Annotated in this window: 24 protein-coding genes; 7 read left to right on the plus strand and 17 right to left on the minus strand. The window is 72.8% G+C overall.

Annotation, left to right across the window (positions count from 1 at the left end):
• The first annotated feature begins 8 nt into the window (after window positions 1-8).
• Window positions 9-209 carry a DUF1918 domain-containing protein gene (locus AOQ37_RS24315; protein ID WP_062646825.1) on the plus strand — a complete coding sequence of 67 codons (201 nt, stop codon included), beginning with the start codon at window positions 9-11 and terminating at the stop codon, window positions 207-209.
• Between the two features lies 1 nt (window position 210).
• Here the strand turns inward: AOQ37_RS24315 and AOQ37_RS24320 are convergent, their stop codons facing one another.
• Window positions 211-1,431, minus strand: coding sequence for a glycoside hydrolase family 10-like protein (locus AOQ37_RS24320; RefSeq protein ID WP_062646827.1), 1,221 nt, complete (start codon window positions 1,429-1,431; stop codon window positions 211-213).
• A gap of 183 nt (window positions 1,432-1,614) precedes the next feature.
• Here AOQ37_RS24320 and AOQ37_RS24325 point away from each other — a divergent pair, with 183 nt between their 5' ends.
• Together AOQ37_RS24325 and AOQ37_RS24330 are read left to right on the plus strand one after the other, a co-directional pair.
• Window positions 1,615-2,487: a 3-hydroxybutyryl-CoA dehydrogenase gene (locus AOQ37_RS24325; RefSeq protein ID WP_078890331.1), complete on the plus strand. Its 873-nt coding sequence runs from the start codon at window positions 1,615-1,617 to the stop codon at window positions 2,485-2,487.
• Window positions 2,488-2,671: 184 nt separating this feature from the next.
• Entirely contained in the window at window positions 2,672-2,929 is a 258-nt protein-coding gene (locus tag AOQ37_RS24330) for a hypothetical protein (RefSeq protein WP_062646829.1), read from the plus strand.
• Between the two features lie 18 nt (window positions 2,930-2,947).
• On the opposite strand, the gene AOQ37_RS24335 is transcribed toward AOQ37_RS24330, so the two are convergent.
• The 10 genes from AOQ37_RS24335 to infC form a co-directional block, all read right to left on the minus strand.
• Window positions 2,948-3,484 carry an NUDIX hydrolase gene (locus AOQ37_RS24335; RefSeq protein WP_078890332.1) on the minus strand — a complete coding sequence of 179 codons (537 nt, stop codon included), beginning with the start codon at window positions 3,482-3,484 and terminating at the stop codon, window positions 2,948-2,950.
• A 166-nt stretch (window positions 3,485-3,650) separates the two neighbouring features.
• On the minus strand, window positions 3,651-4,991 hold the full coding sequence (locus AOQ37_RS24340; protein ID WP_062646833.1) for an NsdA family TPR-like regulatory protein: 1,341 nt from the start codon (window positions 4,989-4,991) through the stop codon (window positions 3,651-3,653).
• A 393-nt stretch (window positions 4,992-5,384) separates the two neighbouring features.
• Window positions 5,385-6,425 (minus strand): PP2C family protein-serine/threonine phosphatase, encoded by a 1,041-nt coding sequence (locus AOQ37_RS24345; protein WP_062646834.1) that lies wholly within the window; start codon window positions 6,423-6,425, stop codon window positions 5,385-5,387.
• Window positions 6,426-6,569: 144 nt separating this feature from the next.
• Window positions 6,570-9,092 carry a phenylalanine--tRNA ligase subunit beta gene (pheT, locus tag AOQ37_RS24350; RefSeq protein WP_062646836.1) on the minus strand — a complete coding sequence of 841 codons (2,523 nt, stop codon included), beginning with the start codon at window positions 9,090-9,092 and terminating at the stop codon, window positions 6,570-6,572.
• Window positions 9,092-10,213 (minus strand): phenylalanine--tRNA ligase subunit alpha, encoded by a 1,122-nt coding sequence (gene pheS, locus AOQ37_RS24355; RefSeq protein WP_062646838.1) that lies wholly within the window; start codon window positions 10,211-10,213, stop codon window positions 9,092-9,094. Before pheS ends, pheT begins: the two co-directional genes overlap by 1 nt.
• Window positions 10,214-10,364: 151 nt before the next feature.
• Complete coding sequence (locus AOQ37_RS24360) at window positions 10,365-11,504, minus strand: sensor histidine kinase (protein WP_062646839.1); 1,140 nt, start codon at window positions 11,502-11,504, stop codon at window positions 10,365-10,367.
• Between the two features lie 53 nt (window positions 11,505-11,557).
• Complete coding sequence (locus tag AOQ37_RS24365) at window positions 11,558-12,418, minus strand: TrmH family RNA methyltransferase (protein ID WP_062646841.1); 861 nt, start codon at window positions 12,416-12,418, stop codon at window positions 11,558-11,560.
• A 203-nt stretch (window positions 12,419-12,621) separates the two neighbouring features.
• Window positions 12,622-13,005, minus strand: a complete 384-nt coding sequence (gene rplT / locus AOQ37_RS24370) for a 50S ribosomal protein L20 (protein WP_020132316.1) — start codon at window positions 13,003-13,005, stop codon at window positions 12,622-12,624.
• A gap of 98 nt (window positions 13,006-13,103) precedes the next feature.
• Window positions 13,104-13,298: a 50S ribosomal protein L35 gene (gene rpmI / locus AOQ37_RS24375; protein ID WP_003977225.1), complete on the minus strand. Its 195-nt coding sequence runs from the start codon at window positions 13,296-13,298 to the stop codon at window positions 13,104-13,106.
• Window positions 13,299-13,405: 107 nt separating this feature from the next.
• Window positions 13,406-14,098: a translation initiation factor IF-3 gene (gene infC / locus AOQ37_RS24380; protein WP_078890353.1), complete on the minus strand. Its 693-nt coding sequence runs from the start codon at window positions 14,096-14,098 to the stop codon at window positions 13,406-13,408.
• A gap of 394 nt (window positions 14,099-14,492) precedes the next feature.
• On the opposite strand from infC, the gene AOQ37_RS24385 reads away from it, so the two are divergent.
• The gene (locus AOQ37_RS24385; RefSeq protein ID WP_062646845.1) at window positions 14,493-14,870 is read left to right on the plus strand and encodes a DUF1844 domain-containing protein; all 378 of its coding nucleotides are present in this window, start codon (window positions 14,493-14,495) and stop codon (window positions 14,868-14,870) included.
• Window positions 14,871-14,911: 41 nt separating this feature from the next.
• On the opposite strand, the gene AOQ37_RS24390 is transcribed toward AOQ37_RS24385, so the two are convergent.
• Window positions 14,912-15,643, minus strand: a complete 732-nt coding sequence (locus AOQ37_RS24390; RefSeq protein WP_062646847.1) for an SseB family protein — start codon at window positions 15,641-15,643, stop codon at window positions 14,912-14,914.
• Between the two features lie 151 nt (window positions 15,644-15,794).
• Between AOQ37_RS24390 and AOQ37_RS24395 the strand changes: the two genes are divergently transcribed.
• On the plus strand, window positions 15,795-16,829 hold the full coding sequence (locus tag AOQ37_RS24395; protein WP_062646850.1) for a serine hydrolase: 1,035 nt from the start codon (window positions 15,795-15,797) through the stop codon (window positions 16,827-16,829).
• Between the two features lie 80 nt (window positions 16,830-16,909).
• On the opposite strand, the gene mycP is transcribed toward AOQ37_RS24395, so the two are convergent.
• Window positions 16,910-18,103 carry a type VII secretion-associated serine protease mycosin gene (gene mycP, locus AOQ37_RS24400; RefSeq protein WP_062646852.1) on the minus strand — a complete coding sequence of 398 codons (1,194 nt, stop codon included), beginning with the start codon at window positions 18,101-18,103 and terminating at the stop codon, window positions 16,910-16,912.
• Window positions 18,100-20,241, minus strand: a complete 2,142-nt coding sequence (locus AOQ37_RS41465) for a hypothetical protein (protein ID WP_234436992.1) — start codon at window positions 20,239-20,241, stop codon at window positions 18,100-18,102. The genes mycP and AOQ37_RS41465 overlap by 4 nt, the downstream gene beginning before the upstream one ends.
• A 282-nt stretch (window positions 20,242-20,523) precedes the next feature.
• Between AOQ37_RS41465 and AOQ37_RS24410 the strand changes: the two genes are divergently transcribed.
• Complete coding sequence (locus AOQ37_RS24410; RefSeq protein WP_062646854.1) at window positions 20,524-21,726, plus strand: amino acid deaminase/aldolase; 1,203 nt, start codon at window positions 20,524-20,526, stop codon at window positions 21,724-21,726.
• A 19-nt stretch (window positions 21,727-21,745) separates the two neighbouring features.
• Here the strand turns inward: AOQ37_RS24410 and AOQ37_RS24415 are convergent, their stop codons facing one another.
• The 3 genes from AOQ37_RS24415 to AOQ37_RS24425 form a co-directional block, all read right to left on the minus strand.
• Window positions 21,746-22,537 carry a 3-oxoacyl-ACP reductase gene (locus AOQ37_RS24415; protein WP_062646856.1) on the minus strand — a complete coding sequence of 264 codons (792 nt, stop codon included), beginning with the start codon at window positions 22,535-22,537 and terminating at the stop codon, window positions 21,746-21,748.
• Window positions 22,534-23,901: an aldehyde dehydrogenase family protein gene (locus tag AOQ37_RS24420; RefSeq protein ID WP_062647229.1), complete on the minus strand. Its 1,368-nt coding sequence runs from the start codon at window positions 23,899-23,901 to the stop codon at window positions 22,534-22,536. The genes AOQ37_RS24415 and AOQ37_RS24420 overlap by 4 nt, the downstream gene beginning before the upstream one ends.
• A gap of 145 nt (window positions 23,902-24,046) precedes the next feature.
• Window positions 24,047-25,411: a glutamine synthetase family protein gene (locus tag AOQ37_RS24425; RefSeq protein ID WP_062646858.1), complete on the minus strand. Its 1,365-nt coding sequence runs from the start codon at window positions 25,409-25,411 to the stop codon at window positions 24,047-24,049.
• A gap of 105 nt (window positions 25,412-25,516) precedes the next feature.
• On the opposite strand from AOQ37_RS24425, the gene AOQ37_RS24430 reads away from it, so the two are divergent.
• Window positions 25,517-26,254: a FadR/GntR family transcriptional regulator gene (locus AOQ37_RS24430; protein WP_062646860.1), complete on the plus strand. Its 738-nt coding sequence runs from the start codon at window positions 25,517-25,519 to the stop codon at window positions 26,252-26,254.
• Window positions 26,255-26,281: the final 27 nt, after the last annotated feature.

The following is a 26,281-nucleotide window of genomic DNA, read 5'->3' on the forward strand; positions in this document are numbered from 1 at the left end:
CCCAGCAGATGCGCGCAACCAAGGGCGACCAGTTCGTCCAGCACGGCAGGGTGGTCGGCCAGCACGACAAGGTCGGCGAGATCGTCGAGGTCATGGGCCGGGAAGGAAACCCCCCGTACCGCGTCCGCTTCACGGACGGGCACGAGGGCGTGTGCTCGCCCGGTCCCGACACCGAGATCCGGCACAGGACGACCGAGGAACGACGGTAGATCAGCGCGGGGGCTTCGCCGGCAGCCGGTAGTGGTCGGCGACCACCCGCGCCATCGCCCCGATCCGGTCCGTCCGCACGTCCTTGGCGGCGAAGAAGACATGACCGCGGACCTGGGGGTGCGCGGCGGCCAGCTCGAGGTGGTCCGACAGTTCGGCCGGGTCCTGCCAGGCCGCGGGCTGGGCCGGGTCACCCGCCCGGTACAGGGCCTCGCCGAGGTACAGGCGGGTGCGGCTGCCCTTCGCCACCTCCGCCCACCAGGGCACGAGCTTGGCGTAGTCGGCGACCGACAGCCCGATGTTCCAGTACAGCTGCGGGACGACGTAGTCGATCCAGCCCTCCCGCACCCACTTCCGGGTGTCCGCGTGGATGTCGTCGTACGACTGGAGCGCCCGGGTGTCCGAGCCGCGCGAGTCGGTGGAGGCGTTGCGCCACACACCGAAGGGGCTGATCCCGAACTGGGTGCCGGGCCGCACCGCCTTGATCCGGGCGGCCGTCTCCAGCACCAGCTTGTCGACGTTGTCGCGCCGCCAGGCCGCCCGGCTGGAGAAGGCTCCGCCGTAGGTGTCGTACGCGTCCTCGTCGTCGAAGGTCTGCCCGGCCACCGGATACGGATAGAAGTAGTCGTCGAAGTGCACGGCGTCCACGGGGTACCTCTTCACCGCGTCGAGGATCGCGTCCTGCACGAAGGCGCGGACCTCGGGCAGGCCCGGGTTGTAGTAGAGCTTCCCGCCGAACGGGATCACCCACCGAGGATGCCTGCGGGCGGGGTGGGAGGCGACGAGCCTCGTGGGGTCGTCATGGGTCGCGACCCGGTAGGGGTTGAACCAGGCGTGCAGCTCCAGTCCGCGCGCGTGCGCCTCGGTGACGGCCGTGCCCAGCGGGTCCCACCCCGGCGACCTGCCCTGGGTGCCGGTCAGGACCTGCGACCAGGGCTCGTACGGGGAGGGCCACAGCGCGTCGGCCGTGGGCCGCACCTGGAAGATCACCGTGTTGAGCCGCCTGCTCACCGCCAGGTCGAGCATGGCGATCAGTTCGGCGCGCTGCGCCGCGGCGGTCAGGCCGGAGCGGGACGGCCAGTCACGGTTGGAGACGGTCGCCAGCCACATCCCCCGCATCTCGGTGGCCGCCCGCGGTTCCCTCGCGGGAGCGGCCGCCGCGCCCGTCGTGGTGAACGCCGACAGCGCTGCCAGCGCGAACGCCCGCCGGGTCAGTCGCCCCATCGCACACATCCCCACACACTCTGCGGATCCGCTCGGTCACGGATCGTTTCGCGCTCCAGCATGCCTCCACCCCGACGATCGATCATCGATACTTGCTAGTAACGTGCACGATCGGAGCAGGGCGCCCGAAAACCCGGGAGACCTGCCCCGGCCATCTGAGTCAGCGCGGCGAAAGGGACTGATGTGACGGGCACCCCAGCGGGAGATCTCTCACGCGTCGGAGTGGTGGGCTGCGGCCAGATGGGAGCGGGCATCGCGGAGGTCTGCGCCCGCGCCGGCCTCGACGTCAAGGTCGCCGAGACCACCGGCGAGGCCCTGGAGATCGGCCGGACCCGGCTGTTGAACTCCCTGGCCAAGGCCGCCGAGCGCGGCAAGATCTCCGAGGAGGAGCGGGACGACACCCTCGCCCGCCTCAGCTTCACCACCGACCTCGGCGAGTTCGCCGACCGGGACCTGGTCGTCGAGGCCGTGGTCGAGAACGAGCAGGTCAAGACCGAGATCTTCCAGGTCCTCGACCAGGTGGTGACCCGGCCGGACGCGATCCTCGCCTCCAACACCTCCTCCATCCCGCTGGTGAAGCTGGCGGTCTCCACCTCGCGGCCCGACCACGTCGTCGGCATCCACTTCTTCAACCCGGCCCCGGTGCAGCAGCTCGTCGAGCTGATCCCGGCGCTCACCACCTCCGAGGGCACGCTCAGCCGGGCCCAGCTGTTCGCCGAGAAGGTGCTGGGCAAGCACGCGATCCGCGCCCAGGACCGGTCCGGCTTCGTCGTCAACGCGCTGCTGATCCCCTACCTGCTCTCCGCGATCCGGATGTTCGAGACGGGCATCGCCAGCCGCGAGGACATCGACAACGGCATGGAGATGGGCTGCGCCCACCCGATGGGTCCGCTGAAGCTGTCCGACCTGATCGGCCTGGACACCGTCGCCTCGGTGGCGCAGAGCATGTACGACGAGTACAAGGAGCCGCTGTACGCCGCTCCCCCGCTGCTCCAGCGCATGGTGGACGCGGGCCGGCTGGGCCGCAAGACCGGTTCGGGCTTCTACGCGTACTGATCACCCACCGTGTTCCCCCACGGGCCCGGCGCTCCTCGGAGTGCCGGGCCCGCGGCATTCACACGCCGTGTGCGCCACGGGTCCGCATATGCCGCGCGCACACTCTCCCCACCGGCCCGCCCGGCGGGTTCACTCGTCATGCGCATGCAAGGGATGTGAGAAGACCACGGAAAGGAGCGGACACGTGACCGCCGACCCCGAGCATCCCGTCGTTCATGGAGAACTCGCGGAGTTACGTCGCCGGCTCGATGTGGCCTACGCCCGCGTCGAGGGCGGACTGGCCCTGCTGTCCCACCGCACCGAGGAGACCGCCAAGGAACTGGACGAGCTGAACTCCCGCATGGTCTCGCTGGAACACGCGCGCTGGCCGCTGCCCTCGCTCGCGGCGCTCACGGCCCTGGGGGCACTGGTCGCGACGGTCTGGCAGGCCCTGGCCCACTGAACCCCGGCCGGTCCACGGCTACCCCTCGCCGAGCCTGAGGTGGTGCAGCAGCATCAGCGCGGCCGCCATGTTGGCGGCCGGGACCTCCCCCCGGGCGACGAGGTCGGGAACGACCTTGAGGGGGACCCACTCCCGGCGGTCCGACTCGAAGTCGTCCACCGGGTGCCCCAGGTACTCGCCGTGGTCCGACCAGTAGATGTGATGGACGGCGTCGGTGAGCCCGTTGGACGGTTCCACGCTCATCAGGTGGCGCAGCGGTCCCGGCCGCCAGCCGGTCTCCTCCTCGAGCTCCCTGGCGGCCGCGCGGGCGATGTCCTCGCCGTCCTCCACCACTCCCGCCGCGAGCTCCCATCCCCAGCTGTCGGTGATGAAGCGGTGGCGCCACAGCAGGAGCACCTCGTTGGCCCGGTTCACGACCGTCGCCACCGCGACCGGCCTCAGCCGTATGAGGAAGTGGTCGAGATGCCGGCCGTCCGGCAGCTCCACGTCCGCCAGGTTGACGCTGAACCAGCGGTTTTCATACACAGTTTGTTCGTTCTGTTTCGTCCACTGCACGGTTCTGCCACCTTCCGTCGAGTGAGTGGCAATATCGCAGCAGGAACTGTGCAGCGTCGGCGTCGCGGACGGGGTCCGGCGCCTGTGGAGGTGTCGTGTCGGTATCGGTGGCGGTACCGCTGTCGGGGGTGTCGGTACCGGTGTCGGACACCCCGCCGTGTCCCGCCTAGAGCGGTACGCGCAGTGCCCCGTCGATGAGTTCGGCCGCCTCGGCCGTGCCCGCGCAGTCGCTGCGCACCAGGTGTTCGCGTACCGCCCGGAGTCTGTCGCGCACCCGCTGGGACTCCATCCCCCGGGCCTGTTCGGCCATCTGCACCGCGGTGACCACCGCCTTGTCGGTGTTGCCCTGGCGCAGTTCGATCGTGCTGAGCATGGCGAGCCGGTGCACCCGGCCCCGGTCGTGCGCCGGGGTGTCGACGGCGGCCGCGGCATGCTCGGCCGCGGCGGTGAGGTCGCCGAGGCTGAGCAGCGCCTCCGCCACCTGGACGTTGACCAGGCCCGGTTGGACATAGCCGGTCTCGTCGGGCTCGTGTCCGCGCCGGATGTGATCGGCGGCGGTCTCGGCACGCCGGATGCAGGACAGGGCACTCGTACCGTCGCCGAGGTGCGCGTACGCCTTGGCCTGCATCGCGTACAGGTCGGAGGCGAGGGCGGGCGTGATGTGCCGGCCCGCCGCCCGCAGCGCGGCCTCCGCGAAGGCCACCGCCTGCCGGTACTCCCGCATGTACAGCGACTGGTTGACGAGGAGGGCGATGACATACGCCCCGAGTCCCCGGTCCCCACTGGCCTTTGCCAGGCGCAGCGCCTGGTGGAAGTAACGCTGGGCCAGGCCGTGCGCGTCCGCGTCGTACGCGCAGATCCCGGCGACGGCGACCAATCCGCCGGTGGCACGGTGCAGTTGACGGCCCGTCTCGTCGGTGTAGCCGCCGCGCAGCAGGGGCGCCGTCTCCGCGTTGAGGAAGCCGACGATACGGCTGCGGGTCGCGATGCCGCCCGCCTTGCGGTACATCTGCTCGTAGTGGGCGCGGGCGGCCCGCAGCATCTCGATGTCGGCCGGGGTGACCCGGTGCCGGCCGCCCCGGGAGACGTCGACGTCCTCCGGCGGGTTCTCCCACTCCCACACCGGCATCACGGCCGGCGTGCCGGTGACGGCGGGCGCCCCCAGCAGGTGCGGGCGCTGCTGCTCGTCGGAGCGCCACAGGGCGGTGGCCCGCTCGACGAAACCGGAGAGCGAGGTGCCGTGCGGGCCTGCCGGTTCGCCCGGCACGCCGAGGCCGATGTCGTCGAGGGTGACCGGCCGGTGCAGCCGCCCGGCGAGCACCTCGCAGATCAGGTCGGGCACCTGGCCGCGCGGCCGCTGGCCCTTCAGCCACCGTGCCACCGCCGTGTGCTCGTACCGCAGCGCGAGTCCGCGGGCCCGGCCGGCCTGGTTGACGTGGGCGGCGAGGCCCGCGTGCGAGACGCCCGCCTCGTCCAGGATCGCGTCGAGCAGAGTGTTGGGCTGCATGGGTGCCCCCCGGTACCTCGGTGCCGTCAGAGTAGTGGCTCCGTCCTCACACGGGGTGTGAACGGAGTACGCGCATTCGCAGGGTGCGCGCACTGTCGCGGAGCGTCTCCGGTCGGTTGACTGGAATGCCTCGCAAGAGGTTCGCCGGGCCGTCGGCTCCCCCCTCAAACAGCGACGGCCCGGCGGTGCGGCGCGCGCCGCCGGGCGGGGTCGGGTCCGGGACCCCGGCCCAGGGGGTGTCTGACGCACGGGCGCGGGTGGAGGAGCGGCGTCCGGTGCGTGCGATCGCAAGGCGCCGGAGCGCCCTCGTGGCGGAGCCACGTGGGTGTTTCGGCAACGCGGCGAGCGTGCGTGCCAGGCGTCGCGACGCGGCGGGCATGTGTCAGACACCCCCTAGCGGCCCGTCGTCGGCTGCGGGTGCGTCGTGGCCGGCCGTACGGTGCCGCGTGCCCCCGGCGGGCCGGACCCGCGGTCGTTCTCCAGCACCAGCAGGGCGATGTCGTCCGTGGGTCTGCCGGCCGTGTGACGCACCAGTGCGGCCAGGACCGTGCGCAGGATCTGCTGGGGTGAGACGGGACGGTCGTGCGCCGCCTCGGTGAGCGACTCCGGCAGCGAGAAGAACCGGCCCCGGGTGTCCCGCGCGTCCTCGGCGCCGTCCGTGAACAGCACCACGGACTCACCCCTGAGCAAGTGACCGCAAGGCACGGGCGAGAGGTCGACCGGCAGCGGGAACGGTCCCAGCGGAGGCAGCGGATCCGCCCGCGCCAGCGGCCGCACGCCCGCGCCGCCCAGCAGATACGGCCACGGATGCCCGCAGTTCAGGACGTACAGCTCGCCGTCCTCGCGGATCTCGAGCACCAGCACGGTGACGAACTCCTCCGCCACCGTGGCGTCGGGGGTGTCCCGGGCCCTCTCGCACAGATGCCGGTGAAGGGCACGCTCCAGGCGGCGCAGTACCCGGCCGAGGTCGGGCTCGTCATGGGCGGCCTCGCGGAAACTGCCGAGCAGGGCGGCGACGGTACCCAGCGCGGGAAGCCCGTGCCCGCGGACGTCGCCCATCACGACCCGCACGCCGTGCTCGGTGGCGATCACCTCGTACAGGTCGCCGCCCACGCTCGCGCCGCGGTCCGCGGAGAGCTGGGCGGCGGCCGCGTTCAGCCCCTCGACGCGGGACGGCGGCGGCCGCAGCAGCACGCTCTGCGCGGCCCCGGCGACCCGCCGCGCCTGCTTCAGCTCACGCACCAGGGCCTGCCGCATATGGAGTACCAGCCCGGTGCCGACGGCGAAGAAGACGGCACTGGTGACGATCCGGGCCGGGAGCGCGTCCTGGCGGGCCAGCGGACAGAACAGCTTGTAGGTGATCGCCAGTGCGCCCCAGGCCGTGGGCAGCCCCGGCGCGAGGACCCGGCGCAGCGGCCGTCTGATGCCGAACATGTCGTTGGTCCCCCGTCCAGGCCCCGACAACGCAGATCGGACCGGCCCCGAAAGGCCGGTCCGATTCTGTCGAGGTCATGGCCCGTACCTACGGGTTCACCTCTGTTGTCACCCGGATGAGTGAAGTGACCCGGGGTGCCGGCATCAGGCCCGCAACACCGCTCCCGTCCGCTCACCCGCCAGGGCGACCGCCGCGTCCCGAGCCGCCGACGCCTCGTCGACGGTCAGCGTCCGGTCGTCCGCGCGGAAACGCAGCGCGTACGCGAGCGACTTGCGTCCCTCACCGAGCTGATCGGCGTTCTCGTACACGTCGAACAGCCGGATTCCCTCCAGCAGTGGACCGGCGCCCTCGCGCAGCGCGGCCTCCACCTCGGCGTGCGGGACGAACCTGTCGACGACGAGGGCGACGTCCTGCGTGGCCACCGGGAACACCGAGATGCTCGGCGCCTGGGGCGTGTCGTCCCCGACCTGCTCCAGGACGTCCAGGTCCAGCTCCATCGCGGAGGTCCGCGAGGGCAGCCCCAGCGCCTTCAGCACCCGCGGGTGCAGCTCACCGGCGTGGCCCACGACGCGCTCGGCACCGTCGACGACGACCAGCAGTTCGGCGCACCGGCCCGGGTGCCACGGCCCGTACTGCCCGGCGCGGACGATCAGTTCGGCCCCGGCCTCACGGGCGACGGCGCGCGCCGCCTCGACGGCGTCGGCCCAGTCCGCCGGACGGCCCTTGCCCCACCAGCCGGCCTGCTCGCGGGCGCCCGCGAGGGCGACGGCGACATGGCGCGGCTGCGCGGGCAGCACGGCGTCCAGCGCCGCGAGTTCCTCGTCGGTGGGACGGCGGTCGACGGGCAGATGCCCGGCCACGCGCTGCTCCTCCTGCGGGAGGAACACCAGCCCGGTCTCGAAGAGCGCCAAGTCGTGCGAGCCCCTGCCGTCGTTGCGGCGCAGGGCGGCCAGCAGGCCCGGCAGCAGCGACGTGCGGAGCGCGGGCTCCTCGTCGTTGAGCGGGTTCGTCAGCCGGACGACACGGCGGGCCGGGTCGTCGGCGTCCAGGCCGAGCTGGTCGAAGACGTGCTCGCTGACGAACGGGTAGTTCGGCGCCTCGACATAGCCGGAGCCGGCCAGGGCACGGCCGACGCGGCGGTGCAGGCGCTGGCGGTGGGTGAGACCGCGGCCGGAGGGCGGCTTGGGCAGCGTGGAGGGCAGGTTCTCGTAGCCCTCCAGCCGGATGACCTCCTCCGCCAGGTCGTTGGCCTCGGCGAGGTCGGGCCGCCAGGACGGGACGGTGACGATCAGCTCGTCCTGCCCGTACACGTCGCAGCCGATCTCCTGGAGACGGCGGACGACGCTCTCCCGGCCGTACTCCACGCCCGCGACCCTGTCCGGGTGGTTCGCCGGGACGCTGATCGTGTGCGGGGCGGACGGCGCGATGATCTCCGTGACGCCCGCGTCGGCCGTGCCGCCCGCGAGCAGGACCAGCAGGTCGACCGTGCGCTGCGCGGCGGCCGCCGCGGCCTGCGGGTCGACACCGCGCTCGAAGCGCCGGGACGCCTCGGAGGACAGCTTGTGCCGGCGGGCCGTACGCGCGATGGACACCGCGTCGAAGTGGGCGGCCTCGATGACCACGTCGGTCGTCGAGGCGCCGCCGTTCTCGGCGGCGTCGTGATCGGCGATCTCCGTGTCGGCGCCGCCCATGACACCGGCGAGGCCGATGGGACCGCGGTCGTCGGTGATCACCAGGTCCTCGGCGTGCAGCTCGCGGGTCACGCCGTCGAGGGTGACGATCCGCTCGCCCTCCCCGGCCCGGCGCACGCCGATGGTGCCCTGGACCAGCGAACGGTCGTAGGCGTGCAGCGGCTGGCCGATCTCCATCATCACGTAGTTGGTGATGTCGACGGCGAGCGAGATCGGGCGCATGCCGACCTTCTGGAGCCGGCGCTTCAGCCAGATCGGGGAGCGCGCCTCGGGGCTCAGACCGGTGACGGTGCGGGCGGTGAAGCGGTCGCAGCCCATCGGCTCGGAGACCTGCACCGGGTAGCCGAAGGCGTTCGGCGCCGGTACGTCGATCAGGGCCGGGTCGCGCAGCGGCAGACCGTAGGCGATGGCGGCCTCGCGGGCGACACCCCGGATGGACAGGCAGTCGCCGCGGTTGGCGGTGACGGCGATGTCCAGGACCTCGTCGACCAGCTCGAGCAGCTCAATGGCGTCCTTGCCGACCTCGGTCTCCGGCGGCAGCACGATGATGCCGTGGCTGCCGTCGTCGCCCATGCCCAGCTCGTCGCCGGAGCAGATCATGCCGTGGGAGGTCTTGCCGTACGTCTTGCGCGCGGCGATCGCGAAGTTGCCGGGCAGGACGGCGCCCGGGAGGACCACGACGACCTTGTCGCCGACGGCGAAGTTGCGGGCGCCGCAGACGATCTCCTGGGGCTCACCGGTGCCGTTGGCGGTGCCGACGTCGACGGTGCAGAAGCGGATCGGCTTCTTGAAGCCCTCGAGCTCCTCGATGGTGAGCACCTGGCCCACGACGAGGGGACCCTTGAGGTCGGCGCCGAGGGGCTCGACGGTCTCGACCTCGAGGCCCGCCGAGACGAGCTTGGCCTGCACGTCACGGCCGGTCTCGGTGGCCGGCAGGTCGACGTACTCCCGCAGCCAGGAAAGCGGGACCCGCATCAGATCTCCATCCCGAACGGCCGGGTGAACCGGACGTCACCCTCGACCATGTCTCGCATGTCTTCGACGTTGTGGCGGAACATCAGCATCCGCTCGATCCCGAACCCGAAGGCGAACCCGCTGTACTTCTCCGGGTCGACGCCGCAGGCGGCCAGCACCTTGGGGTTGACCATGCCGCAGCCGCCCAGCTCGATCCAGCCCTCGCTGGAGCAGGTGCGGCAGGGGCGGTCGGGGTTGCCGACGGACTCGCCGCGGCAGACGTAGCACACCATGTCCATCTCGGCGGACGGCTCGGTGAACGGGAAGAAGTTCGGCCGCAGCCGGGTCTTCATTCCCTCGCCGAACAGCGACTGGACCATGTGGTCCAGGGTGCCCTTGAGGTCGGCCATGGTCAGGCCCTCGTCCACGGCGAGCAGCTCGACCTGGTGGAAGACCGGGGTGTGCGTCGCGTCCAGCTCGTCGGTGCGGTACACGCGGCCGGGGCAGATGACGTACACCGGCAGGTCACGGCCGAGCAGCGAGCGGATCTGCACCGGCGAGGTGTGCGTGCGCAGCACGACACCGGACTCGGTGCCGCCCTGCGGGCCCTGCACGAAGAACGTGTCGGCCTCGCCGCGGGCCGGGTGGTCCGGACCGATGTTGAGCGCGTCGAAGTTGAACCACTCGGCCTCGACCTCCGGGCCCTCGGCGACCTCGTAGCCCATGGCCACGAAGACGTCCTCGATGCGCTCCGACAGTGTGGTGAGCGGGTGGCGGGCGCCGGCCGGCTCGCGGTCGTACGGCAGTGTGACGTCCACCGCCTCCTCGACCAGCACCCGCTGGTCGCGCTCGGCCTCGAGCTCCTCCTGGCGGGCGGCGAGGGCCTTGTTCACGGCGCCTCGGGCCTGGCCGACCAGCTTGCCGGCGGCCGCCTTGGCGTGCGGCGGCAGGGCGCCGATCTCGCGGTTGGCCAGGGCCAGCGGGGAGGTGCCGCCGGTGTGCGCGACCTTGGCCTCCTGGAGCGCGTCGAGCGAGTCCGCGGCGGCGAAGGCGGCGAGCGCCTCGTCCCGCATGCGCTCGATCTCTTCCGGTTTCAAGGCCTCGACCTCTACCGGGTCGTACGACTTATTCGGTGCCGACATCTCTTCCCGTGCTTCCGATTGGCTGGCTGAAGGTCCCCGTCACCGACTCACGCTGAGGTCAGAGGGCCGTCCATGGGACACAAAGGTGCCAAAGGCCGAGTCTAACGGGGTGGAGGTATACGGATGCGCCCGCGGGCTGCCCGGCCGGTTCTCAGGTGAGATACGCCGGGGCGCTCACGGGCAACGTAAATCGGAACCGGGCGCCGCCGCCGGGGGCGCGGCCGACCGTGATGACTCCGCCGTGGGCTTCGACGATGCCCTTGACGATGTACAGCCCGAGGCCCGTGCCGCCGCGCTTGCTGCCCCGCCAGAAGCGGGTGAAGACGCGGTTCATGGACTCCTCCGGGATGCCTGCGCCCTCGTCGCTCACGGTGACCGACGTACCGGTGTCCTCCCCTTCGCGGGGGGACGCCGAGGGCGTGACATCGATGGTGACGGTTCCCTCGCCGTGGCGCACCGCATTTTCCAGGAGGTTGCTGAGCACCTGGTCGACCTTGTCGGGGTCGGCCCACAGGGCGGGCAGCGGCTGTTCGAGGCGCAGCAGGAACCGGTCGGCGGGCTGGCCCGCGGCGACGTAGGCCTGGATGTGCCGTCCCACGGCCGCGCCTATGTCGACGGGCTGGCGGCGCAGCTCCAGCCGCCCGGAGTCGATGCGCGAGATGTCGAGCAGCTCGGCGATGAGGCGGGTGACCCGGTCCGCGTCGGCGTCGACGGTCTCCAGCATCAGCCGCTTCTGGTCGTCGGTGAACCGCGACCACTTGGCGAGCAGGGTGGCGGTGAAGCCCTTGACCGAGGTGAGGGGGGAGCGCAGCTCATGGGCGACGGTGGCGATCAGCTCGGCGTGGCTGCGTTCGGTACGGCGGCGGGCCTCGGTGTCGCGGATCGAGACGACGACCCGGCGGACCGGTCCGGTGGGCTCGGCGCGGACGTACCGCACCGTGACGAGCACCTCGCGACCGCCCGGCAGCAGGAGGTTGCGCTCGGGCTGTCCGACCCGGATGGCGAGACCGCCGTAGGGGTCGGTCAGCTGCCACCAGCGGCGGCCTTCGAGGTCCTCCAGCGGCAGCGCCTTCTCCAGCCGCCGGCCGAGGGCGTCCGCGGCGGAGACGGCGGTGATGCGCTGGGCGGCGGCGTTGAAGCAGACGACGTGTCCGTGTTCGTCGGCGACCACGAGCCCGTCGGGCAGGTCGTCGGGATCGATGCCGAGACCGGCGAGGTCACCGGCCGGCCGGGGTGCGGAGGCATCGGGACCGGCCTGCGCATCCCGTGTACCGCTCATGCCGACGCTCATTCCCCGTACCCCACCTCTCAGACGACTGAGGGGCCCCCGAGCTGGTCACCCTACTAGCTCTCGGTGACGGAGCGGCACCCTCCGGAGGCGCGCTGTGCACGGGCCGATGCGTAGAGACATACGGCGGCGGCGGTCGCGAGGTTCAGACTCTCGGCCTTCCCGTGGATCGGAACCCGCACGACGGCGTCCGCGAGGTCCCGGGTCTCCTCGGGGAGCCCCCAGGCCTCGTTGCCGAACACCCAGGCCGTGGGCCCGCCCATCGTCCGCCGGTCCAGCTCGTCGTCGAGGTCGTCGTCCCCCGCGCCGTCGGCGGCGAGGATCCGCACCCCGGCGTCCTTCAGCCCGGCCACGGCCTGTTCGACGGGGACCCCGACGGCCACGGGGAGATGGAAGAGGGAGCCCACGGAGGCGCGGACGGCCTTGGGGTTGTAGAGGTCGACGGAGGCGTCGGTCAGGACGACGGCGTCGGCGCCCGCGGCGTCCGCGCAGCGCAGGACGGTGCCGGCGTTGCCGGGGTCGCGCACATGGGCCAGTACGGCGACCAGCCTCGGCCGGGCGGCGAGGATCCGCGCGAAGGGCGTGTCCAGGAACCGGCAGATCCCGACGAGGCCCTGCGGGGTGACGGTGGTGGAGACGTCCTCGATGACCTGCTCGTCGGCGAGGTGCACCCGGGCGCCGACGGCGCGGGCCTCGCCGATGATGTCCGCGTACCGCTCCGCCGCCTCGACGGTGGCGAACAGCTCCACCAGGGTCGCCTCGCCGCCTGACCGGTGCGCGGCCGCCTCCCGCACGGCCTGCGGCCCCTCCGCGAGGAACAGCCGCTCCTTGCCCCGGAAGTTCCGCCGAGCGAGCCGCCGAGCGGCGGAGACGCGGGGGGACCGCGGGGAGATCGGCTCAGGACTGGCGGAGGACATGGTGTTCACCTTCGGTATCAGTGCGACCGGCTTGGCGGCGAGGGCGACCGCGGCCCCTGGGGGCGCGGGGAACTGCGCGACCGGCCACCGACGGCCCGGCCCGTACCCCGACGACGGCCGAACCGGGACGGGCAGAAGCGAAGGACCCGCAGGCGGCGAGCCTGCGGGTCCTCAAGTCACGTCGGCTCGAAGCCGGCGCGGCGTCACGCAGCCTTGGGCGCGTTCACGTCCGCCGGGAGGGCCTTCTGCGCGACCTCGACCAGCGCGGCGAACGCGGTGGCGTCGTTCACGGCCAGCTCGGCCAGGATCTTGCGGTCCACCTCGATGTTGGCGGCGTTCAGACCCTGGATGAAGCGGTTGTACGTGATGCCGTTGGCGCGGGCCGCGGCGTTGATGCGCTGGATCCACAGCCGACGGAAGTCGCCCTTGCGCTTCTTGCGGTCGTTGTAGTTGTAGACCAGCGAGTGGGTGACCTGCTCCTTGGCCTTGCGGTACAGGCGCGAACGCTGACCGCGGTAGCCGGAGGCCGCCTCGAGGATCGCCCGGCGCTTCTTGTGGGCGTTGACTGCCCGCTTGACGCGTGCCACTTGTTTAACTCCTTGTAGCGGGGCCGTGGTTGGACTCACACGACCCGGAATCGATTGGGTCCCGGTCTGAGATCAGGCGCGTGTGCACGCGCCCGACGTCACTTGCCGAGAAGCTTCTTGATCTTCGCGGCGTCGCCCGGGGCCATCTCGGCGTTGCCGGTGAGGCGACGCGTCACGCGGGACGACTTGTGCTCGAGCAGGTGGCGCTTGCCGGCGCGCTCACGGAGCACCTTGCCGGAGCCGGTGATCTTGAAGCGCTTGCTGGCACCGCTGTGCGACTTGTTCTTCGGCATAGCGCCGTTCTCTCCTCGTCGGTGGCGTTCCGGTGCCCGGTCGTGAAACCGGGCACGGTGGAACGTCTCTTGTATCGGTTATGTCCTCGGGACTCGCGTCCCGCGGATCACGCCTCGGCGGGAGCCTCGGCAGGGGCCTCGACGTCAGCCTCGGCGGCGACGACATCGGCGTCACCCTCGGCGTTGACGGCGTCGGCGTCCGCGGCGTTCTGCGAGCGACCCGGGTTGGCCTTCGCCTCGGCCTTGCGGGCCTCCTGCGCCTGACGGGCCTCGGCCATCGCCTCGGTCTTCTTCTTGTGCGGACCGAGAACCATGATCATGTTTCGGCCGTCCTGCTTCGGGTTCGACTCGATGAACCCGAGGTCCTGGACGTCCTCCGCGAGACGCTGGAGCAGTCGGTAGCCCAGCTCGGGCCGGGACTGCTCACGACCGCGGAACATGATCGTGATCTTGACCTTGTCGCCCTGCTTGAGGAACCGAACGACGTGACCCTTCTTGGTGTCATAGTCGTGCGGGTCGATCTTCGGCCGGAGCTTCATCTCCTTGATGACCGTGTGCGCCTGGTTCTTGCGCGCCTCACGGGCCTTCATGGCCGACTCGTACTTGAACTTCCCGTAGTCCATGAGCTTGCAGACCGGCGGACGGGCGTTCGCCGCGACCTCGACCAGGTCCAGGTCGTACTCCTGGGCAAGCTCCAGTGCCTTGGCCAGGGGGACGATGCCCACCTGCTCGCCACTGGGACCGACAAGTCGCACCTCTGGAACGCGAATCCGGTCGTTGATGCGGGGCTCGGCGCTGATGGATCCTCCTTGGTAGCACCACGCGGCGGTCTGGCGGACGGCCGCGTAACGTCTTTTTTCGTTAGACCTATAACCACGCCGAAGCACAAAAAATGCCCCGAACGATCACATGCGGGGCTCCAAGCACTACCGGAGCACCGCCGCGTGAACGCGGGGCGCACTACGGGCGACTCCATCGTCCGTACGGAACGATGGTGGCCGCCTGACCGGGGTGACCCGCCGTCCGTGAGGACAGTCGGGTGGGAGTTCGGAGCCTCCACTTGTGGGCCGGATCCGCCTGCCGAGGGGCACGCGTGTCCGACCGGTCGTTACACGAGATTAGCAGCCCGCGCCAGGAACGGCCAATCGAGCCTCGGTACGAGGACCGGTCCGGCCTGCGCCTATCGTGTGGGGCATGAGTGACTCCTCCCCCGCCGGCTCCGCCGAGACCCCCGGCAACCCCGACTTCGACGAGATGACCCGCGACATCGCCGAGGTCCCCGCCGTCGAGGTGATCGTGACGGTCGCCGTCAACCTGATGAGCGCCGCCGCCGTGAAGCTGGGGCTCACCGAGGAGGGCGACAAGTACAAGGACCTCGACGAGGCCCGCAAGCTGATCCACGCCCTCGCCGGCCTGCTGGACGGGAGCGCGACCGAGATCAGCTCCTTCCACGCGGCGCCGCTGCGGGACGGTCTGAAGTCGCTCCAGCTGGCGTTCCGCGAGGCGTCCCTCGTCCCGGACGAGCCGGGCCAGGGCCCGGGCGAGAAGTACACGGGCCCGATCTACGGCTGATCCCGCTCCCCCGTCGGGCCGGCGTCAGCCGCCGGTCCGGTTCAGCTCTTCACGTACAGGGGCTCGCCCGGAGGCGCCGTCCCGGCCGGCAGCAGTGCCAGGTCGAGGCCGCGCACCAGGCGGGCCCTCAGTGTTTCGTCGGCGGCGAGCCGTCCGGCGACCGCCCGGGCGGCCTCGGCGGGGACGGCGGCCGGGTCGAGGACGAGGGCCAGGGTGCCGTCCGCCCGTCCCGGCCCGAGGTGGGCGCTGAGGACCGACGGTTCGGCGGCCACCGCGGCCCGCACCGCCGCCCGCACGGCCGGGTCGGCCAGCGGGTCGGCCGAGGTACGACCCTCGGCGAGCGCCAGCAGCGCCGGTCCGCTCAGTTCGAAGGCCACGGGTCCCGCCAGGTCGAGGACGACCGTGTCCGCCTTCTCATGGGCGGCGGCCCGAAGCGCCTGGTGCAGGGGTACGGCGACCGGGCGGGCCTCGGGGTCCCAGCGGGCGAGGGAGTCCGTGGAGGTGAAGGCGGGCAGCGCGGTGCGGGCGCCGGCCTTCAGCGTGGGCACGGCCATGTCGCTGGTCTTCTCGCGGCGCAGTCCGTTCTCGTCCTCCTCCACCTCGCCGAGCACGGCCACCACGGGCACGAGGAGCCGGGCGTCCTTCAGGGCCGCCAGGACCGGGCCCACGGCGGTGCGGTCCTCGGCCCAGGCGGCGAGCGCGGCGCTCAGCCGGGGGTCGGCCGAGCCGTCGTCGTCGGAGAAGCCGGAGTCGGGAATGTTCTTGTTCGCCACGGTCGTCGACCCTATCGGGGGGATGCTGCTGGGCTTGTGCGGGGCCCGAAACACCGCGGTGACGTCTTTCACCGGATTCTCAGACATCCCTGACGTGCCTCTAACCTCCGTCTAACGGCGCGCACAGTCGCCGCGCCCAGCATCGTCGCTCATGGAGTCCTCCGGAGCACGACGCAGCCGCCGCGCTCACCCCACCCGGCGCCGGCCGCTCCTGCACAGCGCGCTCGCCGTGGTCGCCGTCCTCGGCGCGACGGCGGCCGGGACCGTGTACGTGAAGGCACAGGCGCACTCGGGAGCGGGCGCCGTATCGTCGTCCTCCGCGACGCCGTCGGCGTCGGCGCCGGCCTCCGGGTCCGGGTCAGGGAGCGGAGAGGTGTCGGTGGAGACGGTCGCGGCGCCCGAGAAGGACCACGACGCGCTGCTGGCGTCGGCGATGAGGTCGGTGACCGTGCCGGGGGACGCGGCCGTGTCCGTGGCCGTGCTCGACCTCGACTCCGGCGCGGACGCCACGTACGGCGAGAACGCCTTCGACACGGCGAGCATCGTCAAGGTGGACATCCTGGCGACGCTGCTGCTCCAGGCCCAGGACGCGGACCGGCGTCTCACGGCCGCCGAGAAGACGTACGCCACCGCGATGATCGAGAACAGCGACAACGACTCGGCTTCGGCGCTGTGGCGGATCATCGGCAAGGCGCAGGGGCTCGACGCCGCCAACGAGCGGTTCGGGCTGACGGGCACCACCGGCGGCGACGACATGCTGTGGGGCCTGACGCAGACCACCGCCGCCGATCAGCTCACCCTGCTCCGGCAGGTCTTCGGGGACGCGTCGGAGCTGAGCGAGGCCTCGCGGACGTATCTGCGAGGCCTGATGGGGCAGATCGCCGCCGACCAGCGCTGGGGCGTCTCGGCGGCGGCCGACGGGTCCTCGTGGGCGCTGAAGAACGGCTGGCTCGCGCGCAGCACGACCGGGCTGTGGGACGTCAACAGCATCGGCCGGGTGACCGTCGGCGGCCACGACTGTCTGGTGGCCGTGCTGTCGAACGGCAACGCCACGCAGGCGGCCGGGATCTCGCTGGTCGAGCGGGTGGCACGGACGGCGGTGTCGGCCCTGCGGGACGACGGCGCGTCGGCATCCGCGTCGGTGTCGGCGTCCGGCTCGGCGTCCGCATCGCCCTCCGCCTCCTAGGCGGACAGGCCCAACAGGCCCAACGGGTTCGACAAGCCCGACAGGCTGAACAAGCCGAACATGCCGGACGGGCCCACCAGCTAGAACGCCTCGTAGGCCTCGGGCTGCTCCCGCTCGCGGCGGCCGCGCCACAGGACGACCGCCGTCACCAGCAGCACCCCGCCGGCCCCGCCCGCGAGCAGACCCGCCCAGCCCGCCGGGTCGTCGTCCGCCTTCGGCTTGTCCGGACCGGAGCCGAAGTACCGCTCACCGTAGGCCGCCGATCGCAGCCCCTCCGGCTGGAGCCCGGCGGCGGCCTTGATCGCGGCGGCCGGGTCGATGAAACCGTAGCCGCGGGAGTCGTCGCGGCCCCCGGTGGGGGCGTTGCGGGCGGTGTCCTCCAGGAGCTTCTTGATCTGGGCCGGGGTGAGGCCCGGGTGGGCGCCCTTGATGAGGGCCACGGCCCCCGAGACGAAGGCGGAGGCCGCGCTGGTCCCCCACCCCTCGTAGTACTTGTGGTCCGGGTCGGCGATCACGACGTCGACGCCGGGCGCGCTGACCGTGGCGTACCAGCGGCGGGTGGAGAAGGAGGCGCGGGTGCCGTAGCGGTCGACGGCGGTCGCGGCGATGACGCCCGGATAGGCGGCCGGGTAGGAGATGTGGTCGCCCTTCTCGCCGCCGTTGCCGGCCGAGGCGACCACGACGGATCCCTTGTCCAGCGCGTACTGGACGGCCTCGTCCTCGGCGGGCTCGGGGTGGGCGGAGGCGGAGTCGTCGCCGAGCGAGAGGTTGATGACGTCGGCACCCTGGTCGGCGGCCCAGCGGATGCCCTCGGCGAGGGCGTTGCCGCGGGTGTTGCGGGCCTTGGTGCGCTGCGGGTCGCCGTCCTCCAGGATGACCCGGACGGGCAGGATCTTCGCCTCGGGGGCGACGCCGAGCACGCCGTCGCCGTTGCCGCTGCCATGGCCGTGACCGGCGATGATGCCGGCCATCGCGGTGCCGTGGCGGGCCCACGCGCGGTCGCCGGGACCGGCTCCGAAGCCGACCATGTCCTTGCCGGTGAGCACGTTGCCGGTGAGGTCGGGGTGGTCGGCCTCGACACCGGTGTCCAGGACGGCGACGGTGATGCCCGCGCCCTTCGTGGTCTGCCAGGCCTCCTGGGTGTGCAGGGCCTCCAGCGCCCACTGCTTGGCGCGGATGCCGTCGGCGTAGGCGGTGGAGGGCGGCACGAGGGCGACGGTGGCGGCGAGCAGACAGCACAGGATCCCGGCCCTGCGGGTCGTACGGGTGCTCATGAGGGCTGCTCCGAGGACGTGACGGCGGTCTTGCGCAGGCCGCGCTCGACGCGGTCGGCGAGGCCCTGCGCCTCGTTGCCGAGGCCGGCCTGGGCGGGGGCCGTGGTGGCGCCCGCCGCGGTGGCCGCCGCGGCCGGCTGCGGGGTGTCCACCACGCGGCCGTCGGCCCAGCCGGAGACGGAGTAGACGACGACCGGCGCGTCGGTGAGGACGGACACCGTCCACGCGGCGCGCTGCTTGTCGCCGAAGGCGGCGGCGACGGTGCCCTTCGCGGCGTACGGCCGGGGCATGAGATCGGTCCGCTCCGCCAGCTTCTCCCTGGTGAAGCGGGTGTCGAGCGATCGCATGGCGGCCTCGTCGGCCGTGGTGAACAGCAGTCCCACGGTGGTCACGTAGCTCTGGGTGGCGTCGGTGTAGGTGGCCCGCAGGAGCCGCTCGCAGCCGACCGGCGCGAGCACCTTGAGCAGCAGCGGGTCGAGGGCGCCTGCGCAGTCGCCGTCCGGGGCGACGGCGATCCGTGTCCAGGTGCGGTCGGCGCCACCGGGACCGGCGCCCTGGCCGTCGACCGTCGGCGGGAACAGCCGGTCGACCGGCACGTTGTGCCACAGGCCGCCGGCGGTGGCGTAGGCGCTGTGCTCGGCGGCGTCCGCCGAGTCTCCGACCAGCCAACTGCCCGTGACCGCACCGCCGATGAGTCCCATACCGAGGACGACACAGGCGGCGGCCGCGGCCACGCGTCCGCGGCGACCGAAGAGGCGGAGCGTGTCCCGGTACCCCTCGGGGCGCGCGAACGTCACCACGGGCCGGGTGGAGCCGAGGGTGCCGCCCGGGGTCATGGGGGCGCTCCAGGAGAGCGACGGGTCGGGACCGCTCGCCGCGCCCTCGGTCCGCTGCGGGTTCTCCGGTACGGGAGGCGCGGCGGGGACGGGCGGTACGGCGAACCCGGGCTGCCGTACGGTCGCGCCGGGGCTCCAGGCGGGTCCGTCGTCGACGACGGACCGGGACTCCCCGCGCGGACCGCCCCCGGCGCCGTCCGGCTCCGTCTCCCGTCGGCTCCGGCCGGGCGCGGGCACCCAGCCACGGGGCAACGGCGACCAGCCACGCTCGGACCCGGGCGCGTCCACCGGGCCGGCGGGACGGGAGGGCGGCGACGGGACGTCGGGGCGGGAGGGCGGTGGCGGCGCGACGGGGCGGGTGCCCGCACCGGTGCGCGCGCCCGCACCGGCGGAGAAGAAGCCGTCGGCGGCAGGCCGCTCGTCAGCCGCGTCGGCACCGTACGCACCCGGACCCGCGGGACGGGAGCCCTCCGGGTCGGCGGGGCGAGCGCCGGCCGGGCCCGTGGGGCGGGTGCTCTCGGGGCCCGCGGAACGGGGAGCGGCCGCACCTGTGGGAGGGGGGTTCTCGGGGGCGAAGGCGCCGGTGGTGCGGGGCGCGGGCGGGGCCGGAGGCGGCGTGGTGCCACCCGGGGCCGTGGGGCGAGAGGGCTCCGCGGCGGCGGGGCGGGGGGCCGGCCCGGTGGGACGGGGGGCGCGGCGGAAGTCGTGGGGCGGTGCGGGACGGGGGGCCGGACGCTCCTCGGCTCGCGCGGGCGTGCCGGTGTCCTCGCCACGGGGGGACCGGGCGGGGCGGGCGGGCTGCGGCGGGATGTCGGGGAAGCGGGCCGACGCGGGCGGCGGGGGCGGGGTCATGGCGTCCGAGTGCTGGGCCCGCGGGCCGCCGAAGCGGGGGGCGGTGCGGGAAAGGGGGGAACCCGGGTCCGGGGCGGGAGAGCCGTCCCCGGCCGTTCCCGGGTCGCGGGAGGCCGTCCGCGCTCCGGCCGCTCCGGCGGAACCGGTGGGACGCCCGACCCGCGGCTCGGCCGCGCCGGAAGTCATCTCACGCGCGTCCCGCCGATCGGGCCGCGACGGCTGCGCGCCGGGGGTCGCCCGGTGCGCGGGTTCGCGCTCCGGGGGCTCCGCGGGGGCCTGGCGGGTGCTCGCGCCGTACGTCGGGTCCGCCGGGTCCGTCGGCTTCGGGTCCACGGGGTCCGCCGGGGGCCGGGACGGGCGGGGCGGGGTCGCCGGGCGGGGCGGGACGGCGGGCTGCGGCGGCACGTCCGGGCGCGGGGGGACCGAGGCGCGGCGTGCTTCCGTGCTCATGCACCCCCCGTTTCCTCGTCCCCGGGCCGTCGTTCTGGTACGCGGGCGGACGGTCTCGTGCCCGGGCGGGCCCGGCGCGGACGTGGCAGTCCGCTCTGGGCACGCATACCCATACGGACGAACCGGCATCCCGGCACGGTTGCCCGGCCGGAGCCGTCCTCCGTGCGTGCGCGTCACTCTACGGCCAGTCGCCGGGCGAACGGGAACCAGTCCACGAGGCCCGGGGCTTCTGCCCGGAACGTCCCCCTACCCTGCGGTAATCCCGTCTGGCAGGCTTCGTTCATGACTGCGCGCGCCGCCGACCGGGCCCGTTACGACCGGGCCACCGCCCATCTCGACGCCCCCCTCGCCCTCGTGGACCTGGACGCCTTCGACGCGAACGCCGAGGATCTGGTCCGCCGGGCCGGCGGCAAGCCGATCCGTGTCGCCAGCAAATCCGTACGCTGCCGGACGCTCCTGGAACGCGTCCTGGCGAAGGACGGCTTCGCCGGCATCATGTCGTTCACCCTCGCCGAGTCCCTGTGGCTGGCCCGGTCCGGATTCGAGGACATCCTCCTCGCCTACCCGTCCGCCGACCGCACCGCCTTCGCCGAGCTGGCCGCCGACCCCAAGCTGGCCGCGGCCGTCACCGTCATGGTCGACGACGTCTCCCAGCTCGACCTCATCGACGGCGCGCGCGGCGAAGGGCGTGAAGTCATCCGGGTCTGCCTGGAGTTGGACACCGCGCTGAAGCTGTTCGGCGGCCGGGTCCGGGTCGGCGCCCTGCGCTCGCCGCTGCACTCCCCCGCCCAGGTCGCCGACGTGGCGAGGGCGATCGCCCGGCGGCCCGGTTTCAGACTCGTGGGGATCATGGCCTACGAGGGGCACATCGCCGGGGTCGGCGACGCGGTCGCCGGGCGGCCGTTCCGGTCCCGGGCCATCCGCCTGATGCAGGCCACCGCCCGGCGCGAGCTCGCCGAGCGTCGCGCCGCGGTGGTGCGTGCCGTACGGGCCGTCGTACCGGATCTGGAGTACGTCAACGGCGGCGGCACCGGCAGTGTGCAGCACACCGCGGCCGAGGACGCGGTCACCGAGATCGCGGCCGGCTCGGGACTGTACGTGCCGCGTCTGTTCGACAACTACACGTCCTTCAGCGGCCGTCCGGCGGCCCTGTTCGCCCAGCCCGTCGTCCGGCGTCCGGGGGTGGGGATCGTGACCGTGCTCGGGGGCGGGTATCCCGCGTCCGGTGCCGCCGGGCCCGACCGGCTGCCCGTGCCGTATCTGCCGGAGGGGCTGCGCTACGACCCCCAGGAGGGCCCGGGCGAGGTGCAGACGCCGCTGCTCGGCTCCCCGGCCGACGATCTGCTGATCGGCGACAAGGTGTGGTTCCGGCACGCGAAGGCCGGTGAGCTGTGCGAGCGGTTCGACGTGCTGCACCTCGTCGAGGGGGACGCGGTGACGGCGACCGTGCCGACCTACCGGGGTGAGGGGCGGACCTTCCTCTAGCGGCGGGCCGCGGGGCGTCCTAGAGCGGGGTCACGTAGGCCCCGGAGATACCGCCGTCCACCAGGAAGTCGGAGGCGTTGACGAAGGAGGAGTCGTCGCTGGCCAGGAAGGCGACGGCGGCGGCGATCTCCACGGCCTCGGCGAACCGGCCGACGGGGATGTGGACCAGCCGGCGGGCGGCGCGCTCCGGGTCCGTGGCGAACAGCTCCTGGAGCAGCGGGGTGTTGACGGGCCCCGGGCAGAGGGCGTTCACGCGGATGCCCTCGCGGGCGAACTGCACGCCCAGCTCGCGGGACATGGCGAGGACCCCGCCCTTGGACGCGGTGTACGAGATCTGCGAGGTGGCCGCTCCCATCCGGGCCACGAAGGACGCCGTGTTGATGATGGAGCCCCGGCGCTGGCGCCGCATGTAGGGGATCGCGGCCTTGCAGCAGAGGTAGACGGAGGTCAGGTTGACCTCCTGGACGCGTTTCCAGGCCTCGAGGCCGGTCTCCAGGATGGAGTCGTCGTCGGGCGGCGAGATCCCGGCGTTGTTGAAGGCGATGTCGACGCTGCCGTAGGTGTCGTAGGCCGTCCTGAACAGCGCCTCGACCTGCTCGGGGTCGGTGACGTCGACCCGCACGAAGGTGCCGCCGACCTCCTCGGCGGCCGCCTTGCCGCGGGCCTCGTCGACGTCGCCGCAGACGACGTGCGCGCCCTCGGAGGCGAGCCGGCGCGCGGTGGCGAGGCCGATGCCGCTGCCGGCCCCGGTGATGACGGCGGTGCGGCCGACCAGCCGGCGGCAGATGATCTCGTCAGGCGATGCGGTCACTGTGCGGGGCCCTCCGTGCTGATGAAGACGTTCTTGGTTTCGGTGAAGGCGGTCAGGGCGTCCGGGCCCAGCTCGCGCCCGACGCCGGACTGCTTGTAGCCGCCGAAGGGGGTCCAGTAGCGGACGCTGGAGTGGGAGTTGACGGACAGGTTGCCGGCGCGCACGGCCTGCGCGACACGCAGCGCGCGGCCGACGTCCCGGGTCCAGACGGAGCCGGAGAGTCCGTAGGGGGTGTCGTCGGCGAGCCGGATGGCGTCCGCCTCATCGGTGAAGGGCAGCAGGACGGCGACGGGGCCGAAGATCTCCTCGCGGGCCGCGGGCGAGTCGGGCGCGCAGCCGGTGAGGACGGTCGGCGGGAACCAGAAGCCGGGTCCTTCGGGAGCGGTGCCGCGCAGCGCCCGGGCGTCGTCCGGCACGAACGACCGTACGCGGTCGACCTGTTGACGGGAGATCAGCGGACCCATCCGGGTCTTCTCGTCGGCCGGGTCGCCGACCGTCACGGCGGCCAGTTCCCGCGCCAGGTGGTCGGCCACCTCGTCGTAGACCGATTCCTGGACGAGGACGCGGGTGCGGGCGCAGCAGTCCTGGCCGGAGTTGTCGAGGAAGGAGAACGGGTCGGCCGCGGCCTTGAGATCGGCGTCCGCGAAGACGATGTTGGGGCTCTTGCCGCCGAGTTCCAGGGTGACCGGCTTGACCTGACGGGCGCAGCGTTCCATGACCTCGCGGCCGGTGCGGGTGGAGCCCGTGAACACGATCTTCGCCACGCCCGGGTGGTCGACGAGCGCGCGGCCGGCGACGGCTCCATGGCCGGGCAGTACCTGGAAGAGGTGCTCCGGCAGGCCCGCCTCCAGGGCCAGTTCGGCCAGGCGCAGGGCGGTGAGCGGGGTGGTCTCGGCGGGCTTGAGGACGACGGCGTTGCCCGCCGCGAGGGCGGGGAAGGAACCCCAGGCGGCGATGGGCATCGGGAAGTTCCAGGGGGCGATCACCCCGACCACGCCGAGCGGTTCCCGGAAGGTGACGTTCCAGCCGCCCGGTACGGGGATCTGGCTGCCCAGGAGCCGTTCGACACCGCCGGCCGCGTACAGGAGCAGGTCGCGGGCGTTGCCGGCCTCCCAGCGGGCGTTGCCCAGGAGGTGACCGGCCTCGCGGACCTCCAGGAGCGCCAGTTCCTCGACCTGCGTGTCGACGACGTCGGCGAAACGGCGCAGCAGCCGGGCCCGGTCGGCCGGGGCGGCGGCCGCCCAGGCGCGTTGGGCGGCACTCGCGCGGGCGACCGCCCGGTCCACGTCGGCCGCGTCGGCGGCCGGGACGGTGGCGACGACCTCCTCGGTGGCCGGGTTGAGAACGATCAGCTCGTGCGACAGCGGCTCCGGATCCGGCCGCGACGGCGGCCGCGGATCGGGCGAGGGGGGACCGGACGGGGAGGGACCGGACACGGAGGGTCCTTTCACGGGCGGGTGCACGGCGGGTGCGCGGGCGGGTGCGCGGGCGGGTGCGCGGGCGGGTGCGTCACAGACGTTCGAAGGAGCGGCGCAGCTCCCAGTCGGTGACCGCCGCGTCGAAGGCCGCCAGCTCGACGCGTGCCATGTTGCGGTAGTGCGCGACGACCTCCTCGCCGAACGCGGCCAGCGCGATCGGGCTGTCCGCCCAGAGCTCGGCGGCCTCGCGCAGGGTGGTCGGAACGTGGGCGTACTCGGCCGCGTAGGCGTTGCCGGGGCAGGCCTCGGGCAGCTCCAGTTTCTGTTCGATGCCGTACAGACCGGCCGCGACCAGGCCGGCGACCGCGAGGTGCGGGTTGACGTCACCGCCGGGGAGCCGGTTCTCGAAGCGCATCGAGCGGCCGTGGCCGACGACGCGGAGGGAACAGGTGCGGTTGTCGTAGCCCCAGGCGACGGCGGTCGGGGCGAAGGAGCCCGGCTGGAACCGCTTGTAGGAGTTGATGTTCGGGGCGTAGAGGAGGGAGAAGTCGCGCAGCGCGGCGAGCTGTCCGGCGAGGAAGTGCCGCATGACGTCGGACATGCCCCCTTCCCCGTCGCCGGCCATGACGTTGGTGCCGTCGGCGTCGGTGAGCGAGAGGTGGATGTGGCAGGAGTTGCCCTCGCGCTCGTTGTACTTGGCCATGAAGGTCAGCGAGACGCCCTCCTGGGCGGCGATCTCCTTGGCGCCGGTCTTGTAGATCGCGTGCTGGTCGCAGGTGACCAGGGCTTCGTCGTAGCGGAAGGCGATCTCGTGCTGGCCGGGGTTGCACTCGCCCTTGGCGGACTCGACGGTGAGTCCGGCGCCGGCCATCTCGTTGCGGATGCGGCGCAGCAGCGGCTCGACCCGGCCGGTGCCGAGCACCGAGTAGTCGACGTTGTACTGGTTGACCGGGGTGAGGCCGCGGTAGTTCGCGTCCCAGGCGGCCTCGTAGCTGTCCTTGAAGACGATGAACTCCAGCTCGGTGCCGACCTGGGCGGTGAAGCCGTGCCCGGCGAGGCGCTCCAGCTGGCGGCGCAGGATCTGGCGCGGGGCGGCGACCACGGGCGAGCCGTCGTTCCAGGCCAGGTCGGCGATGAGCAGGGCGGTTCCGACGTTCCACGGCACGCGGCGCAGGGTCGTCAGGTCGGGGCGCATGGCGAAGTCGCCGTAGCCGCGGTCCCAGGAGGACATGGTGTACCCGTCGACGGTGTTCATCTCCGTGTCGACGGCGAGGAGGTAGTTGCAGCCTTCGGTGCCGTGCTGGAGCACCTCGTCGAGGAAGAATCCGGCGGCGAACCGCTTGCCCTGGAGACGGCCCTGCATGTCGGGGAAGGCCAGGACGACAGTGTCGATCTCACCGCTCGCGACGTGGGCGTGCAGCTCCTCGACGCTGAGCGGGGGTGTGCGGTCTGCCACGGGAAGGTCCTCCTTCGGCTTTCCCGGCTCCCTCGTCTTCTTCGGGCGGGCCGGGAGCCATAAGGTATTGCCGAGAACCATTGCTTGGGAAGGGGGCGCGGCGGGATGCCGGTGGACGCTGACGGCGGACCGGACGACGACCGGCTGACGCCGGTGCTGCGTCCGGTGCGGGCCGGGAACGGCTTCGAGGAGGCGCTGGAGCAGATCCTCCAGGTGGTACGGCTGGGTCTGGTGCCGGGGGGCGAACGGCTGCCGGCCGAGCGGGACCTGGCGGAGCGGCTCGGGATCAGCCGGGTGACGCTGCGCGAGGTGCTGAAGGTCCTCCAGGAGCAGGGGCTGGTCGAGTCCCGCCGGGGCCGCTACGGCGGGACCTTCGTGCTCCCGCGCACGGACATCGGCGGCGAGGTCGAGCTGCGGCGGCGGATCGCCGAGGTGGACGTCGAGGACGTGCTGCGCTTCCGCGAGGTGCTGGAGGTGGGTGCGGCGGGCCTGTGCGCGACCCACGGGCTGACGGGCGAACAGGCGGAGCGCCTGCGCGAGGCGCTGGCCCGCACGGCGGACGCGCCGCTGGCCGACTACCGCCGACGGGACACGATGCTCCACCTCACCCTGGCCGAGCTGTGCGGCTCGCCCTCGCTGACCGCGCGGTACGCGGCGGTCCGGGCCACGGTGAACGATCTGCTCGACTGCATCCCGCTCCTCGTCCGCAACCTGGAGCACTCGCAGCGCCAGCACCTCGCGCTGGTGGAGGCGGTGCTGGACGGGGACGCGGACGGGGCGCGGGAGATGATGCGGGAGCACTGCGCGGGGACGGCGGCCCTGCTCAGGGGCTTCCTCGCGTGACATGCTGCACGAAATGGTATGACTGCG

Source organism: Streptomyces maremycinicus (assembly GCF_001184025.1).
GTDB lineage: Bacteria > Actinomycetota > Actinomycetes > Streptomycetales > Streptomycetaceae > Streptomyces > Streptomyces maremycinicus.

Excerpts from the sequence above, each read along its gene's own strand:
- AOQ37_RS24360 (WP_062646839.1), bottom strand. The coding sequence starts at position 11,504 with ATGAGCGTCGGCATGAGCGGTACACGGGATGCGCAGGCCGGTCCCGAT.
- rpmI (WP_003977225.1), bottom strand. The coding sequence starts at position 13,298 with ATGCCGAAGAACAAGTCGCACAGCGGTGCCAGCAAGCGCTTCAAGATC.
- AOQ37_RS24365 (WP_062646841.1), bottom strand. The coding sequence starts at position 12,418 with ATGTCCTCCGCCAGTCCTGAGCCGATCTCCCCGCGGTCCCCCCGCGTC.
- AOQ37_RS24340 (WP_062646833.1), bottom strand. The coding sequence starts at position 4,991 with ATGCAGCCCAACACTCTGCTCGACGCGATCCTGGACGAGGCGGGCGTC.
- AOQ37_RS24320 (WP_062646827.1), bottom strand. The coding sequence starts at position 1,431 with ATGGGGCGACTGACCCGGCGGGCGTTCGCGCTGGCAGCGCTGTCGGCG.
- AOQ37_RS24410 (WP_062646854.1), top strand. The coding sequence starts at position 20,524 with ATGACTGCGCGCGCCGCCGACCGGGCCCGTTACGACCGGGCCACCGCC.
- pheT (WP_062646836.1), bottom strand. The coding sequence starts at position 9,092 with ATGCGGGTCCCGCTTTCCTGGCTGCGGGAGTACGTCGACCTGCCGGCC.
- pheS (WP_062646838.1), bottom strand. The coding sequence starts at position 10,213 with ATGTCGGCACCGAATAAGTCGTACGACCCGGTAGAGGTCGAGGCCTTG.
- AOQ37_RS24395 (WP_062646850.1), top strand. The coding sequence starts at position 15,795 with ATGGAGTCCTCCGGAGCACGACGCAGCCGCCGCGCTCACCCCACCCGG.
- AOQ37_RS41465 (WP_234436992.1), bottom strand. The coding sequence starts at position 20,241 with ATGAGCACGGAAGCACGCCGCGCCTCGGTCCCCCCGCGCCCGGACGTG.
- AOQ37_RS24385 (WP_062646845.1), top strand. The coding sequence starts at position 14,493 with ATGAGTGACTCCTCCCCCGCCGGCTCCGCCGAGACCCCCGGCAACCCC.
- AOQ37_RS24345 (WP_062646834.1), bottom strand. The coding sequence starts at position 6,425 with ATGTTCGGCATCAGACGGCCGCTGCGCCGGGTCCTCGCGCCGGGGCTG.
- mycP (WP_062646852.1), bottom strand. The coding sequence starts at position 18,103 with ATGAGCACCCGTACGACCCGCAGGGCCGGGATCCTGTGCTGTCTGCTC.
- AOQ37_RS24315 (WP_062646825.1), top strand. The coding sequence starts at position 9 with ATGCGCGCAACCAAGGGCGACCAGTTCGTCCAGCACGGCAGGGTGGTC.
- AOQ37_RS24430 (WP_062646860.1), top strand. The coding sequence starts at position 25,517 with ATGCCGGTGGACGCTGACGGCGGACCGGACGACGACCGGCTGACGCCG.